This window comes from Bradyrhizobium sp. USDA 4501 (genome assembly GCF_054062115.1).
Window position 1 is genome coordinate 4,904,955 of sequence record NZ_JBSSEX010000001.1, and the last position, 13,130, is coordinate 4,918,084.

General features: G+C 61.0%; 14 protein-coding genes and 8 pseudogenes. 15 read left to right on the plus strand and 7 right to left on the minus strand.

Annotated elements, in window-relative coordinates; translation table 11 throughout:
- Positions 1-3 precede the first annotated feature (3 nt).
- Complete coding sequence (locus ACVWZM_RS22265) at positions 4-663, plus strand: DUF3540 domain-containing protein (protein ID WP_456854799.1); 660 nt, start codon at positions 4-6, stop codon at positions 661-663.
- A 4-nt stretch (positions 664-667) separates the two neighbouring features.
- Positions 668-2,428, plus strand: coding sequence for a tetratricopeptide repeat protein (locus ACVWZM_RS22270; RefSeq protein WP_456854800.1), 1,761 nt, complete (start codon positions 668-670; stop codon positions 2,426-2,428).
- A gap of 44 nt (positions 2,429-2,472) precedes the next feature.
- Here the strand turns inward: ACVWZM_RS22270 and ACVWZM_RS22275 are convergent, their stop codons facing one another.
- Positions 2,473-2,637, minus strand: a complete 165-nt coding sequence (locus tag ACVWZM_RS22275) for a hypothetical protein (RefSeq protein WP_456854802.1) — start codon at positions 2,635-2,637, stop codon at positions 2,473-2,475.
- 507 nt (positions 2,638-3,144) lie between these two features.
- Between ACVWZM_RS22275 and ACVWZM_RS22280 the strand changes: the two are divergent.
- The 4 genes and pseudogenes from ACVWZM_RS22280 to ACVWZM_RS22295 form a co-directional block, all read left to right on the plus strand.
- Positions 3,145-3,264: pseudogene (locus tag ACVWZM_RS22280) on the plus strand (ATP-binding protein); the annotation flags it as partial.
- Positions 3,265-3,549: 285 nt separating this feature from the next.
- Positions 3,550-4,086 (plus strand): tyrosine-type recombinase/integrase, encoded by a 537-nt coding sequence (locus tag ACVWZM_RS22285; RefSeq protein ID WP_456854804.1) that lies wholly within the window; start codon positions 3,550-3,552, stop codon positions 4,084-4,086.
- Positions 4,083-4,265: a hypothetical protein gene (locus tag ACVWZM_RS22290; RefSeq protein ID WP_456854806.1), complete on the plus strand. Its 183-nt coding sequence runs from the start codon at positions 4,083-4,085 to the stop codon at positions 4,263-4,265. Before ACVWZM_RS22285 ends, ACVWZM_RS22290 begins: the two co-directional genes overlap by 4 nt.
- A gap of 145 nt (positions 4,266-4,410) precedes the next feature.
- Entirely contained in the window at positions 4,411-5,088 is a 678-nt protein-coding gene (locus ACVWZM_RS22295) for a tyrosine-type recombinase/integrase (RefSeq protein ID WP_456854808.1), read from the plus strand.
- Between the two features lie 388 nt (positions 5,089-5,476).
- On the opposite strand, the pseudogene ACVWZM_RS22300 reads toward ACVWZM_RS22295, so the two are convergent.
- Together ACVWZM_RS22300 and ACVWZM_RS22305 are read right to left on the minus strand one after the other, a co-directional pair.
- A pseudogene (locus ACVWZM_RS22300) lies at positions 5,477-5,635 on the minus strand (transposase); the annotation flags it as partial.
- Positions 5,636-5,686: 51 nt separating this feature from the next.
- A pseudogene (locus tag ACVWZM_RS22305) lies at positions 5,687-5,982 on the minus strand (transposase); the annotation flags it as partial.
- Between the two features lie 149 nt (positions 5,983-6,131).
- On the opposite strand from ACVWZM_RS22305, the gene ACVWZM_RS22310 reads away from it, so the two are divergent.
- A complete protein-coding gene (locus ACVWZM_RS22310) occupies positions 6,132-6,338 on the plus strand; it encodes a KTSC domain-containing protein (RefSeq protein ID WP_456854810.1) in 207 nt (68 codons plus the stop codon).
- A 20-nt stretch (positions 6,339-6,358) separates the two neighbouring features.
- On the opposite strand, the pseudogene ACVWZM_RS22315 reads toward ACVWZM_RS22310, so the two are convergent.
- Positions 6,359-6,496, minus strand: a pseudogene (locus ACVWZM_RS22315) (transposase domain-containing protein); the annotation flags it as partial.
- Positions 6,497-6,906: 410 nt separating this feature from the next.
- Between ACVWZM_RS22315 and ACVWZM_RS22320 the strand changes: the two are divergent.
- From ACVWZM_RS22320 to ACVWZM_RS22340, 5 genes and pseudogenes are all read left to right on the plus strand, one after another.
- A pseudogene (locus ACVWZM_RS22320) lies at positions 6,907-7,146 on the plus strand (integrase); the annotation flags it as partial.
- Between the two features lie 123 nt (positions 7,147-7,269).
- Positions 7,270-7,950 (plus strand): tyrosine-type recombinase/integrase, encoded by a 681-nt coding sequence (locus ACVWZM_RS22325; RefSeq protein WP_456856744.1) that lies wholly within the window; start codon positions 7,270-7,272, stop codon positions 7,948-7,950.
- Between the two features lie 36 nt (positions 7,951-7,986).
- Positions 7,987-8,193, plus strand: coding sequence for a hypothetical protein (locus tag ACVWZM_RS22330; RefSeq protein WP_456854812.1), 207 nt, complete (start codon positions 7,987-7,989; stop codon positions 8,191-8,193).
- Positions 8,190-9,191 (plus strand): annotated as a pseudogene (locus ACVWZM_RS22335) (tyrosine-type recombinase/integrase). Before ACVWZM_RS22330 ends, ACVWZM_RS22335 begins: the two are co-directional and overlap by 4 nt.
- Positions 9,192-9,304: 113 nt before the next feature.
- Positions 9,305-9,445 (plus strand): annotated as a pseudogene (locus tag ACVWZM_RS22340) (transposase domain-containing protein); the annotation flags it as partial.
- Here ACVWZM_RS22340 and ACVWZM_RS22345 read toward each other — a convergent pair.
- Positions 9,421-9,954: a hypothetical protein gene (locus tag ACVWZM_RS22345; protein ID WP_456854813.1), complete on the minus strand. Its 534-nt coding sequence runs from the start codon at positions 9,952-9,954 to the stop codon at positions 9,421-9,423. The pseudogene ACVWZM_RS22340 and the gene ACVWZM_RS22345 overlap by 25 nt on opposite strands.
- Before the next feature lie 12 nt (positions 9,955-9,966).
- The gene (locus ACVWZM_RS22350) at positions 9,967-10,341 is read right to left on the minus strand and encodes a hypothetical protein (protein ID WP_456854815.1); all 375 of its coding nucleotides are present in this window, start codon (positions 10,339-10,341) and stop codon (positions 9,967-9,969) included.
- A 43-nt stretch (positions 10,342-10,384) separates the two neighbouring features.
- Here ACVWZM_RS22350 and ACVWZM_RS22355 point away from each other — a divergent pair, with 43 nt between their 5' ends.
- On the plus strand, positions 10,385-10,591 hold the full coding sequence (locus tag ACVWZM_RS22355; protein WP_456856745.1) for a hypothetical protein: 207 nt from the start codon (positions 10,385-10,387) through the stop codon (positions 10,589-10,591).
- Between the two features lie 407 nt (positions 10,592-10,998).
- On the plus strand, positions 10,999-12,033 hold the full coding sequence (locus ACVWZM_RS22360) for an IS481 family transposase (RefSeq protein ID WP_456854817.1): 1,035 nt from the start codon (positions 10,999-11,001) through the stop codon (positions 12,031-12,033).
- A gap of 38 nt (positions 12,034-12,071) precedes the next feature.
- Here the strand turns inward: ACVWZM_RS22360 and ACVWZM_RS22365 are convergent.
- Positions 12,072-12,257: pseudogene (locus ACVWZM_RS22365) on the minus strand (helix-turn-helix domain-containing protein); the annotation flags it as partial.
- Between the two features lie 449 nt (positions 12,258-12,706).
- Here ACVWZM_RS22365 and ACVWZM_RS22370 point away from each other — a divergent pair.
- The gene (locus tag ACVWZM_RS22370; RefSeq protein WP_456854819.1) at positions 12,707-13,114 is read left to right on the plus strand and encodes a hypothetical protein; all 408 of its coding nucleotides are present in this window, start codon (positions 12,707-12,709) and stop codon (positions 13,112-13,114) included.
- Positions 13,115-13,130 lie beyond the last annotated feature (16 nt).

Sequence of the window (13,130 nt, forward strand, 5' to 3'; positions counted from 1 at the left end):
GCAATGATGGCAATGCCGATCCACGCTACAAACACCGACATATTGGCAATTTCCGAGCGTTTGCTTGAACCTGGACAACATTCGGCCCGCGTCGTGTCGGTCAGCGACGATGGCACCGCGGTGGAGGTCGAACTCGCTGGCGCTCGTCACACGGCGACAGTGGCTGTTGGCTGCCTGGTCCGGCCGATGCCACAGGACATGGTGTTGCTCTTCGCCGAGGTCGAGCAAGTCTTCGTCGTGACCGTGCTCGAGCGGGCGGCTTCCGGTGGTGGCATGGTCCGCCTGCCCGGGGGTCGCAAAATGTCGATTGAGGGCGAAACCGTCACTCTCGCCGCGCGCCGGCGCCTGTCCTTACGCGCCGATGGCATCGATCTGCAAGCTAAGGTGTTTGCCGTGCTCGCGAATAAAGCCACGTGGATCGGGAAGCTCTACACGCTAATTGCCGAGCGTGTCCAATCCTCGGCGCGGATTCAGGAAGCGAGCGCCGAGCAGCTTACGGTGAAGGCGGTCGAGCGCGTCGCGGTGATCGAGCGTCTCGATTCATTGCGGACCGAAACTCAGGTCATTAGGGTGACCGGCATTGCCTCCGAGACGGCCCACAGCAAAGTAATCGCGGTGAGCGAGGATCTCCGCCTCGACGGCAAACGCGTCACGGTTGCATAACGAGATGCTGTCGACTGGCATGCGGGCTCCGAACCGGCAAGACCGGGTTAGAACGGTCCGGGAGTTTATTGCGGCTGGCCGGCTCGAGGAGGCGGAGGCGCTACTGGATGGGCTCGTCGACACAAGCGATCCGGATACGCTCAATGCAAGGGCCGCTCTGGCGCTTGCGCGGAGGCGAACCGAGTTTGCGTTCGACATGCTAGCTGAAGCGGCGACCGTTTACCCCGAACATGCAGGCCTCACCACTAATCTCGGCATCGCACACAGATTGCTCGGCCGTGCTGACGAGGCGGTGATCTGCCTCGAACGCGCGGCGGCTCTCGCCCCGCGCAACGAGGAGATCAAGCTGGCGCTCGCTCATGCTTTGCTGAGCCGCGGCGATGTTGCGAAAGCCCGTGCGATGACCGAGACCGTTGTTCAACACGAGCCTGGCAATGCGCGGGCCCTCCTTCAACTCGGCGCCATCGAGTTCGCTTTGGGCCACAGCTCGGCGGCTGAGGCCGTACTCCTTCGTGCCACTGAGATTGCTCCAGACGATCCCGATACGCTACGCAACTTATCGGTCGTCATGCTCGAACGCAGCTGCTTCGACGAGGCGCTCAGCCTTGCCGAGCGCGCGCATCTGCGCGCCCCGCTCGATATAGCTGGGCTCTTGCATCTGGCTTATTGCCGCGCCGCAACTGGACTGTGGCAGCAAGCGGAAGCCATCTGCAAGAAGTTGCTCGCCTATGTACCGGCTCATGTTGGAGCCCGCGAAATCTTGGCCCGCGTTACCATTGCCAAGGGTGAGGCGGACCGAGGCATTGCGCAACTGACGCAATTCGTTCGCACTCGCAAATCTGAACCCTCAGCCACGCTTGCGCTGGCACGTGTCTTACAGCTCGTTGGCCGGTTCGGTGAAGCCCTCGAGCTTGTCAGCCACGTCCTGCACAAACGACCTGAGAATGAAGCAGCGAAGTCTCTACAGACTACGCTTGAGCTGACGCTCGGCCGCTTCCCGATGCCCGAGCCATCCGTCTTGGCACCTGTGAGGCGGATAGTCGTGCCGCCGACGATGGGCGCCCTTGAGTTCATCGCACTCGCTCGTCTCTTGTGTCGGCTGCCGAGCCCGCAAGATGTGCATGTGGTTGCGCAGCCACGTCATCAGGCTCTTCTTACCAACCTCGCCGAGCAGGTGATTTTGGACGAAGCAGGGCCCGCGATCTCGGCCATGCCGCTGCAATCATTATTGCGCATTCTGCCGACCGACGCCCGCAACATTGCCGGTGGCATTCCCTACCTTCGCCCCGGGGCCAAACTGCTCACCAAATGGCGGGATGCATTGGCCGGGTTCGCAAGGCCTCTGGTGGGCATCGTGTGGGAGGGGGGCGTGCTTGGCCTATCGATGGAGCAAGTCGCAGCTGCGACTCCAAACTCCGTCACGCCTGTCAGTTTGATGAGTGGCGCGCAACGGCATGACATGAAACGATGGAGTCGTCCCATCGATGCTGGCGTGCATATCGAGAGTCCTGCGGAAATGATCGCTGCGATCGCCAATCTCGACGCCGTGATCGGCCCCGACAGCTTCGCCCTCCACATCGCCGGAGCGCTTGCCGTTCCCGGCGTGGTTTTCCTGCCGCGCGGCTATCCTTGGTATTGGGCGCAGGCAGATGGCAAGTCACTGTGGTATCCATCGTTCGAAGTTGTCGTCCAGGAACGGTTCGGCCATTGGTCCGGCGCAATCGAGGAAGGTCGGCGCCGCCTTGAGACCAAGGTGCGAACATGACTGATTGACTGTGTCGCGTGCGTCCACAGCATCGGGGAGGTCGCTTAAGCTTCGATTGGTTCTTCATTCTCCAGACGAGTCCAATCGGCGGCGAGCTCTCCTGGCTGGCGCACCTGGTTCACGGATGACTGCCGCACGTAGACATAGGCCAACTTGGCTCGGTGCGCAGTCGTGAGCCGCTCGCCAGCGACGTTCAAGCTGATCAGCACGACCCAGTCTCCTTCCGGGCGTGCCGGAAACCGCTTGCATTCGTCGCAGCAGCGTCGCGAGGGTTTGAGCGATCTGGGTTTGCGTCGCGGTCGACAGATTCGGCCACAGGCGCGGAATGTCGGCCATCGGACGGCCAGGTGGATTTGCCAATGTCGGTAGGGGTCGATACGCAACGTAACCTGGAAGCGGTCGGTGGGTCATCGCGAATCACCTTCTCGTCGAGAAGGCTCAGACTCGCGCTCAAATGTTGCATCAATGGGATCAGCGTACGTGCACTGATGCGCGGCAGATCGGCGGCGCTCGGCCGGGAAGTGATCGTCTCGGCAAGGTCCGTCGACGCGATCCGAACCGCCCGCCGCCATCCGTCCGGTAGCGTGACAACGACGTAGGCGGGACCGCGCCCCGACCGCTCCTTCAGCACCCCAAGCCGGTGCCCAAAAAGAAAATGATGCGGGTCAGTGATCGTGACGTGAGACACGACCCACTCAAAATAGGGGCACTCTCACGTGTTCGGCGATCCCACGCTCGGCGACGCCATATTGGACCGCATCATTCACAACGCGCACCGCATCGAGCTCAAGGGCGATAGCCTGCGTCGTCGGGCCGACGATAGGACAAAAGCGTGACCACCGCGCACCCGATCGCCCCACCGGCCCCTCCTATGGCCCGCCGGAACGATCTCCAATCCTCCCGCCCGTCTTGACCAGGAACACCATTTCCAGCACACATCAACACGTCAGTCGTGTTCGCCTCCGCAAGTGATCACCATCGTCTGGAAACCGTGATCACGATCGCCTGAAATCGCTGATCACCATCCCTGGAATACGCACTTATATCTATAGTGCGGACGAGATCGCACGATTGCTTCGCGCTGCGGCGGCACTCCCGCCGGTAGGCTCGACAGACCGACCATGTATGTAACGCTCTTCGGCCTGCTCACCGCTACCGGCATGCGGATCGCGGAGGCTTTGGCGCTGCGGATCGAGGATGTAACTGCCGATGGGCTCGTCGTCCGACAGACTAAGTTCCAGAAGAGCCGGCTGTTGCCACTTCACGCAACAGCTCGGCTGGCGCTCGACGGATATCTGCTCACTCGGCAGTCGCTCACCACCACAGATCGTGCTCTCTTCGTATCGGTTGCCGGACAGTCGCTGCCCTACAACACCGTGCGACGTATCTTCCTACAACTTCTCGACAGTACCAATCTCAGGGGCACCTACGCGGGGCGGGATCCGCGCATCCACGATCTGCGCCACACCTTTGCTGTCCGCTTGCTGGAGCAGTGCGGCTACGATCGTGCTGCGATCGCCCGCCATATCGTGGCGCTCAGCACCTACCTCGGCCACGCCCACGTGACCGACACCTATTGGTACTTGCAGGTGACGCCGACCCTAATGGGCCAGATCGCCGAGGCCGACGAGGCATTGCTCATTGGAGGCGCCGCGTGACTGCGCTCGCCCCCTACCTGAGCAACTTCCTGCGCGAGCACCTGCCCAAAGAACGCAGGGCGAGCCAGCATACCTGCGAGGCGTATGCCCAGAGCTTCCAGCTGTTGCTCCAACTTGCCGCCGGTCGACTCAGGCTCAAGCCATCGAAGATCGAGATCGAACGGCTGACGCGCCGCTGATCTTGGCATTCCTGGAGAGAAGCAGCGCGGCAACTCGGCGCGAACTCGCAATGCCCGGCTGGCTGCGGTCAACTCGTTCTTCCGCTATCTGGAATACAGGGCGCCATCCTGCCTCGATCAATCACGTCGGATCCATGCGATCCCGATGAAGAAGACCGATCAGGCGCTCGTCGGCTATCTCACTCGTGACGAGCTCCAGGCTCTGTTAGATGCGCCAGGCGCGAGCACCGTGTGCGGCATCCGTGATCGAGCCATGCTGCATTTGGCCTTCGCCGCAGGCATGCGCGTGTCGGAGCTCATCGGACTCCGGCTCGATCAGATCGACCGCCAGACCATGTCCGGCGTGCACATCATGGGTAAGGGCGGTCGTGAACGTGTCTTGCCGCTCTGGAAACAAACGGCTGCAGCTGTGAAGGCTTGGCTCAAAGTGCGCCCAGTCACCGACGCTCCTGAGCTGTTCTTCAACGCCCGTGCTCAGGCGATGACCCGCTCGGGCTTTGAATACATCCTGACCAAGCATGTCGCCGCCGCCGCTCGCAAGGCGCCGTCGATCGCCGGCAAAGGCGTCAGTCCGCACGTACTGCGCCATACCTGCGCCATGCATATGCTTCAGGCGACTCGCGACGTCCGGAAAGTCTCGCTATGGCTCGGACACGCCAGCCTGCAAAGCACCGAGGTCTACCTTCGCGCCGATCCGACGGAGAAGCTCGAAGCGCTCGCCGCCATGTCGCTGCCGATGCTGACGCCCGGTCGATTCCGGGCGCCAGACAAGCTCCAGGCCATGCTGAATGTGGCCGGACGCAAGCCGAATTATGCGGAGTGAAATAAGCGAGAAGACCGCGGCGGGAACCAACTTCCCGCCGCACGCTCCGCATAATCGTGGGCTCCGCATAATTGCGGAAGTCTACCGGTTTGGTCGCCACCATCACCCGGACCGCACCCGACGGACCGATCACCGGCTCGCCTTCTGCGCCTGGACGATCGACGCAATCATCGTCGGTTCCGCTCCGTTGGCCGGCCCGGATCGTGATGCCGTCAACTTCGATCTCGATGACCCCGGTATCCACCCTGGCCTTGCAGCGCATCGCTTTGCGCTCACGCCCAAGAGCGGGCGTCGGCACTACGGCATCCACCACCGTCGGCACAAACTGTACGCCCGCCGCTTCTCGCAACTGACGGCGCCAGCCAAACAACTGCTGCGGCGACAATCCATGCCCTCGCGCTACCGAGCAGACCGAATCGCCACTCGTCACGATCTCCGCGAGAATCCGTGCCTTGTCCTCGTCGCTCCACTTCCGCCGACGGCCGGCTCCGGTGAAGACCTCGAGCCGCCGCACTGGCTCCGTGATAGCAGTATGCACTGTGTCCATTCTAAGCCTAATGGTCCAAACCGAAGCAGACTCGGAGATCACCCCGTCGGCGGCGCGCAACAGCGCCTTCAATTTGGAAAAGGCCATTCGATCGGATTGAAGTCGGGACCATATGGCGGGAGATGGAGTAGGCTCGCTCCGACCGCTTGGATGGCCTTTCGCACGCCATGAACTTTGTGAGCGGGCAAATTGTCCATGATGACGGTATCGCCAGGGCGTAGCGATGTCGCAAGCAGTTGTTCGACGTAGGCAAGGAAAGCATCTCCATCCTTGGGGCCGCCCAGCACAAACGGCGCAACAAGACCGTCCGAGCGCAAGCCAGCAGTGAAGGTTGTCGTCTTCCAATGGTCTCCGTCCGGCGAAGGCCCCAGTGGGGGTGGGGATCGGCCGGGAACTGGTGGACGAGGGTTTGTTGGATCGCCATATCATCTAGATGCAGTCAGGTGTGAAGGCAGCGGACGGTAATTCGGCGAGGCGGCGATCTGGTCCCATCCAGATGCGCCCGTTGCGCTCGTCGAGCATTGAAGCTGCCGGTTATGATCGCGAGCGGCGAACACTACGCGTGCGATATCTGGGCGGCTCGACCTATGACTACGTGGCTGTCCCCGCGAAGGTCTTCAAGGAGCTTCTCGAGGCAGATTCCAAGGGACGGTTCGTCGACTGGTCTATCAAGCCGTTTTATCGGTACAGGCGCATCAGCTGACGCAAGAGATCAGAGTAGGTCTACGCGGCGAGTTCGGCCGTAGCAGCCTTCCAGTTCCAGGGCAGGAGCTCATCCAAGCGCTTGGCATTATGATCGCTGACGCGCGCCAGCACGTCGGCGAGCCAGGCCTGCGGATCGATGTCGTTGAGCTTGGCGGTTTATGCCGCCCGCCGAACTATGCCGAGTCGGGTCGTTCCCAGATTTCTGGCTGACCGGCGTTTGGTCGGTTCGGCATAGTCGTTCTGTGCCTCCGCTGTCAACAGCGGAGGACAGGAAGATGGAAGTTGAAGAGTACTTGGGCAGAAGCCGGCTGTACCGGCGTCTCAGAAGCGGGCCGCACGGACGGCTCGTCGAGTGCTACGCCGTTCGTCTCGTCGACGAGAGGCTCGTTCGGCACGGCGCGTGGCATTGCCTCAACGTAGTTGGCGGGCTGCTGAGTTGGATCGCAGGCCGGCGCTATAAGCTGATTGATCTAGATGAGCAGGTCGTTGAGCGGTACTTCCGACATCGAAGCGACTGGCGCGCCAGCGAGATACTCGTTCGCGCCAAGGGCCGACAGCGTGCACGGATGCCGATACCGCCAGACGTTGGTGCGGCCATCGTTGCATATCTGCGCAGTGGCCGCCCAAAGTCGTCGTGCCGACGGTTGTTCGTCCGCACACTCGCGCCGCACATCGGGTTTGCTTCCGGATGTGCGATCACCATGATCGCCAAGGCCGCCCTCGATCGCGTTGGAATCGAAGGTTGCGCGCACCGCGGCGCCCATATCTTCCGACACAGTCTCGCTACCGAGCTTCTCCGGTCTGGCGCGACCCTGTCGGAGATCGGACAGTTGCTGCGGCACGAGAACCACGACATCACCCGGATTTTGCGCGAAGGTCGACATCGATGCGCTGAGAACATTGAGCCAGCCCTGGCCGGGAGGCGCGCAATGAACAATCTGCGCTCCGCACTCGACAAGTACCTGAGCATGCGCAAGGGACTGGGATACAAGTACGAGCACCAGACCCGTCGGCTCGCCGACTTCGTCGCCTTCATGGAGAAGCGCAAACCCAGGATCATCACGACGAAGCTGGCAATGGAATGGGCAACGCTGCCGCCCGATCGTCATGCATCCTGGGCGCTGCGATTGAGCGACGTGCGCGGGTTCGCGCGCCATGTCGCCAACTTCGATCCGAGAACGGAGGTACCGCCCGTCGGCATGCTGCCCGGATGGAAGGGCGCCAAGCCCTATGTCTACCGCGACGCGGAGATCGATGCGTTGCTGACGGCAGCGCTGGCTCTGCCGCCAGCGGGCGGGCTGCGCCGATGGACCTACCATACCCTGTTCGGGCTGATCGCGGTGACGGGCATGCGTATATCCGAAGCGATGGGCCTGGAGCGTGATGACGTCGACCTCGACGCCGGCGTGCTGACGGTCCGGCCGACCAAGTTCGGCAAGTCGCGGCTCGTGCCATTGCATCCGACGACGAGAACCGCGTTGCGCGACTACGCCCACCGGCGCGACGCGATGCTCGGATCACGCTGCGGCTCGACCTTCTTCGTTGCCGAACAGGGAGGCCGCTTGCTGCACCAGTACGTTCACGCGTCTTCTGGCGATTGTCCAGAGTGATGGGCTGCGGCGCCCAGGTGATCATACCGGCCACGCGTGCACGACTTCCGTCATCGCTTCGCCATCCGGACGCTGCTCGACTGGTGCCGCGAAGGCAAGGACGTCGAGCAACAACTCCCAGTGCTCTCCACTTACCTCGGCCACGCCTGCGTGCGCGATACTTACTGGTATCTCTCGGCCTGCCCCGAGTTGATGGAAGAAGCGGCGCGGCGTCTCGATCGGCGGTGGGACGTGACGTCATGAGGCCCACCTGCAATGTCGCCACGTTGATCGAGCGCTTCTTTACCGAGCGCCTCATGCGCCAGCGCAATGTTAGCGCCAACACGATCGCCTCCTACAGGGACACGTTCCGGCTGCTGTTCATGTTCGCACAGGTGCAGCTGCGGAAGCCCCCATCGGCCCTGACGCTCACCGATTTGGACGCAACGTTCATCGGCGCGTTCCTAACCGATCTCGAAGTAAAGCGCGGCGCCGGCGCGAAGACGCGTAACCTGCGTCTGACCGCCATCCGATCCTTCTTCAGGTTCGTGTCCTTCGAGGAGCCGGCACACAGCGCGCTGATCCAGCGCGTGCTCGCCATACCTAGCAAGCGCCATGACAAGCGACAGGTGCACTTCCTGACGCGCCCCGAGATCGAGGCGGTTCTCGCCGCGCCCGATCGAACGACGTGGCTTGGTCGCCGCGATCACACCTTGCTGCTGCTCGCGGCCCAGACGGGCTTGCGCCTCTCAGAGCTGACCCGCCTTGACCGGGATGCCGTCCACCTCGGGTCTGGTGCACACGTACGATGCGTCGGTAAAGGGCGGAAGGAGCGGACCACTCCGCTCACCACACTCGCTCGGTGTGCGCTCCAGGCATGGCTCAAGGAACCTTTGCGGAAAGGAGCAACAGCGTTGTTCCCGAACGTGCACGGGGGCCGGCTCAGTGCCGATAGCGTCTAGTCCGTGCTGGGAAAGCATGTTCGTGTCGCTCACAAGAGTTGCCCGTCTTTGAAGGCCAAGAGCGTGTCACCGCACGTGCTGAGGCACAGCGCTGCGATGGAACTGCTGCAAGCCTGCGTCGACTGCTCCGTGATCGCGCTGTGGCTCGGTCATGAATCGGTCGAGACGACGCAGACGTACCTGCACGCCCACCTCGCCCTGAAGGAAGCGGCCCTGGCGAAGCTCAAGCCGTACGAGCGCGGCAAGCGAACCCGCTTCCGGCCGAGCGACCGCCTACTCGCCTTCCTCGAGGCGCTCTGAACGACCAGACTATGCCGAATGGAATGGGGCTGCCCTGCACGCGATCGACGGTGCCAGCGTGACAACGGCCTGCCATACCAAATCCGTTCGGCATAGTTCGCCGGGCGGCATAAACCGGCAAGCTGAACGATGTCGATCCGCTCGCTTATTTGACTGACGTCCTCACCAGGATCGTCAACGGCCAACCCAACAGCGAGATCGACCGGCTCCTGCCATGGGCCTATCGACGTCAAGACCTCAAAGCCGTGGCCTGAATACGACGCTTACGGCGCAACAGATCCAGCGTGCGATTGACCGTCGTCGCCGTGATCTCCCCATACAGGATCGTTTTCTTGCCCTTGGCGTCAGTAACTGTGCGATCGCGCCGGCGATCCTTCCGCCGCTCCTCAATCAACCGCGAGACGTCGTCGTCCGTAATTGTATGGAAGTAGATCTTCGCTCTAAGCGATCTCGACGATGCGGTCGAGCACAGATTTGATTTTTTGTCGGCAAGGTGTTGGCCGAGCTCATTCCACCAGCGATCGTAGGCAGGCTTGAGCCGCAGCGGGCCTCGCCCTTCGCGATTTAGTCGGTCCACGAGGGCCTGCGCTTCGGCGCGCCGCGCGTCCTCGAAGGCCTGCCCGTCACGCTCATCACGGAGTTTAGTCGAGCCGGAAAGTCGATAACGGTTGATCGAGAAATCGAATTGGTAATAAGGCCTCTTTTTGGCCGTTAGACGGACATTGGGCTGCTGTCTCCTCGAGCGCCTGCAGGAAAGCCTCAACGTCGGAGCGCGTTAACACGCGACGGGGCTTGATACGGCCTTTGCCTTGATGCGGCAGGTCAGTGTTTCGTCGCCAATACGCCGCGTGATCGTGGTCCGATCAATCGGCATCAGCCGCGTCAAATTGGGACATCGATCGTGCGTGTCGAGCGCCTGCGGTAGGGTGGTCATGTGGCCTCCGGGTACTTGATGGCGGCCGGCGTCGGCCAGCGGGCGGCGAAACGCTGCATTGTCGCCTCGTCGGCGAAACCGCACCAACACCAGCCGCAAATGGTCGCGCCGCCGCGATGCCAGCTGCCCTTGGTGCCGTATGACGATCGTCAGGTCGGAACAGTCGCCGCTGAAAAACGCGGCGCATCCGTTCGCGCCGCTGTCGGATGACGCCAAGGCCTAACTGCAGGCCCGAGCCAATGAGGCCGGCGCCGATTTCATCAAGGCGGTCGCGAGTGGCAGGCGCGTGACGCAGACCAAGATCCGCAAGGAATTTGGTCAGGGCCGCATGGTCGGCACGCGCGAGGCCGTTGCGCGCGGCATGGCCGACCGGATCGCGACGCTCGACCAAGTCATCAGCGGCATGCTGCAGCAGCGCGCGTCGCGGCCGAGCTCGCCGCGGCGACCAGCACTAGCATTTGAATAGGCGCAAAACGCCCAAGTGCGCTTGTCGGTTTCTAGGCATCAAGCGGTCGTTGCCGACCCGCCAGGAATGCCCCTAGATGACCTGAAGCGAATGTTGATCTTCTCGTCGCGGCCAATGGCACGATCGTTGCTCGGCCATCGAGGCTGACGCCTTACATTACCGGTGTCATGGTAATTGCAATCGATGGGATGACGACACGCTGAGTATCACGAACATCAATCCGCGACACATCATTCATGTCAGCTACGGAGGCAAGAACGAAGACGGCGCCGAACTTTCGAAAGTTCATCTGATCGATGGTTCAATCCAAACCGTGATCGGCGATTTCCACCGAAACAGCGAAGCACTAGGTGTTTGGTCCCGGACATTGATGGTGCATTCTTGTCGCACGATTCGAAGGATGCGCTATGGGACAGGTTCTACACGGCTGCGCCACCACGACGGAGGCAGTCCGTCGAGCAATACAAAATAGTCAAGAGAGCCTGAGAGCGCTCGCCAAGCGCTACGGGGTCAATCAGAAGACCGTCGCGAAGTGGAAGCAGCGCAAGACCGTCGCGGATCTCCCGACAGGCCCCAAAGATGCCAAGTCGACTGTCCTTTCCGTCGAAGAGGAGGCGATCGTCGTAGCTTTTCGGCGGCATACGCTGTTGCCGCTCGATGATTGCCTCTATGCACTGCAGCCGACCATCCCGCATCTGACGCGGTCATCCCTGCATCGCTGCCTTCAGCGCCACGGCATCAGCCGATTGCCGGAGGTCGAAGGCAGTAAGCCCTCGAAGAAGAAGTTCAAGGCTTATCCGATCGGCTATTTCCACATCGACATTGCCGAACTACAGACCGCTGAAGGCAAGCTCTACCTGTATGTCGCCATCGATCGCACCAGCAAGTTCGCCTTCGTGCAACTGGTCAGGAAGACGGGACGGACTTCCGCCTCGGCCGTCCTCGAAGCTCTAATCGCGGCAGTCCCCTACAAGATCCACACAGTTCTCACCGACAATGGGATCCAGTTCACTTTCCCACCGCGCTATGCGGGCGGCTCGACGGCAAGATACGTGACACACATGTTCGATATGCGCTGCCAAGAGAACGGGATCGAACATCGGCTGACCAAGATCAAGCATCCCTGGACCAATGGCCAGGTCGAGCGCATGAACCGGACCATCAAGGAAGCGACCGTCCAACGCTATCACTACGATCGACACCATCAGCTCGAGGCTCACCTTGCCGACTTCATCAGCGCCTACAACTACGCCAGACGGCTGAAAACCCTGAAGGGCCTCACGCCTTACGAATACATCTGCAAATGCTGGACTTCCCAGCCTGAACGATTCAAACTCAATCCGCTCCAGAAAATGCCGGGACTAAACACCCGCACGTCTGTCTTGATCCCGCGTGCGGCCAGCTCCTGCGTCAGCTTGCGCAAGGTGAATGGCCCGGAGTGAATCCGCTGGCGCAGCCACTCGGCATTGGCATCCGACAGAACCCGCTTCTTGTGGCCGCCGATCTTGCCTGGCGACAGGCTCCCAGTATCCCGCCTCAGGTTCTTCCACTTCGTCACACAGGACGGACTGATCTGTAGCGCTTCCGCAATCGAGCGAACCGTCTCGCCCGCGTCAGCTCGCGCCAAAGCGCGTTCGCGAATATCTTCCGAATAGGGTCGCGTCATCCATGCTGGCCCCCGAACTCCAGCACGGAGTTTGAATCAGAAATCGGCCTTTCTGGGAATCCCGATTCCAGTCAAAAACAACATGCTCTAGCGCCGATCATCCCAGCTTTTCCTGGGTTTGAGTACCTATATGCTATTGAGAACGAGGTCGGTGGGTATGTTGAGGTTGTTCGCGAGGCGATAATTGGGTGGCGCTGCATTGGGTATTCGGCCCCTTTGCCAATAACTGCGAGTGGCGATGAAAGCCTCGCTAATCCGGGCGCAATCCTGAACCCGAAGGGCAGGATCACCATCCAGCATAGCGAAGATTACAGCAACGTGGAAGATTGGCTGAAGGAGCTAAACGAACGTCGGTTATGCGACTAGCCCGACGGAGGAACTACCAAGTTCGGTAGTAGTCCCGACAGCCATGACGTCTAACCTTGCGAGCGTGGCAAAGGATGCTCTCAATGCCAGAAGCGCTTTCAAGTAAGCTCACAGCAGCCGAAATTGCGGAGGCTAAGAAACGTGTCAAGTATCAACACGAAAAAGTTCAACATGAACACGACGACTGTGTCAGGATCGCCTACCAATGGCTGGACGCGCAAATTCTAACCAAGAGAATGCTGGGTCGATCATACCCGTTGAAAAACATCATCGAGATTTGGGGCGGCAGGCACATTGAAGTGTACGATGTAGAAGCTGCCGCTGAGTTGCACCCGAAAATCCGAGGCAAATACCCTCACTTTAACATCAGCGCCCGCTTAACCTTCCCCTCCGGTCGTCGGCTTGCCAACATTGCGGAGGCGAGAACACAAAACTACCACCTTACAACACACCACATTGTGGAAACATACGGTCGAATCGAGGAGCCATAGGAGTGAGGTGGTCCCG

What these genes read in the sequence shown, in the direction of transcription:
- ACVWZM_RS22265 (WP_456854799.1), top strand. Translation starts at nt 4, where the DNA reads ATGATGGCAATGCCGATCCACGCTACAAACACCGACATATTGGCAATT.
- ACVWZM_RS22270 (WP_456854800.1), top strand. Translation starts at nt 668, where the DNA reads ATGCTGTCGACTGGCATGCGGGCTCCGAACCGGCAAGACCGGGTTAGA.
- ACVWZM_RS22285 (WP_456854804.1), top strand. Translation starts at nt 3,550, where the DNA reads ATGTATGTAACGCTCTTCGGCCTGCTCACCGCTACCGGCATGCGGATC.
- ACVWZM_RS22295 (WP_456854808.1), top strand. Translation starts at nt 4,411, where the DNA reads ATGAAGAAGACCGATCAGGCGCTCGTCGGCTATCTCACTCGTGACGAG.
- ACVWZM_RS22310 (WP_456854810.1), top strand. Translation starts at nt 6,132, where the DNA reads ATGCGCCCGTTGCGCTCGTCGAGCATTGAAGCTGCCGGTTATGATCGC.
- ACVWZM_RS22325 (WP_456856744.1), top strand. Translation starts at nt 7,270, where the DNA reads ATGAACAATCTGCGCTCCGCACTCGACAAGTACCTGAGCATGCGCAAG.
- ACVWZM_RS22360 (WP_456854817.1), top strand. Translation starts at nt 10,999, where the DNA reads ATGGGACAGGTTCTACACGGCTGCGCCACCACGACGGAGGCAGTCCGT.
- ACVWZM_RS22370 (WP_456854819.1), top strand. Translation starts at nt 12,707, where the DNA reads ATGCCAGAAGCGCTTTCAAGTAAGCTCACAGCAGCCGAAATTGCGGAG.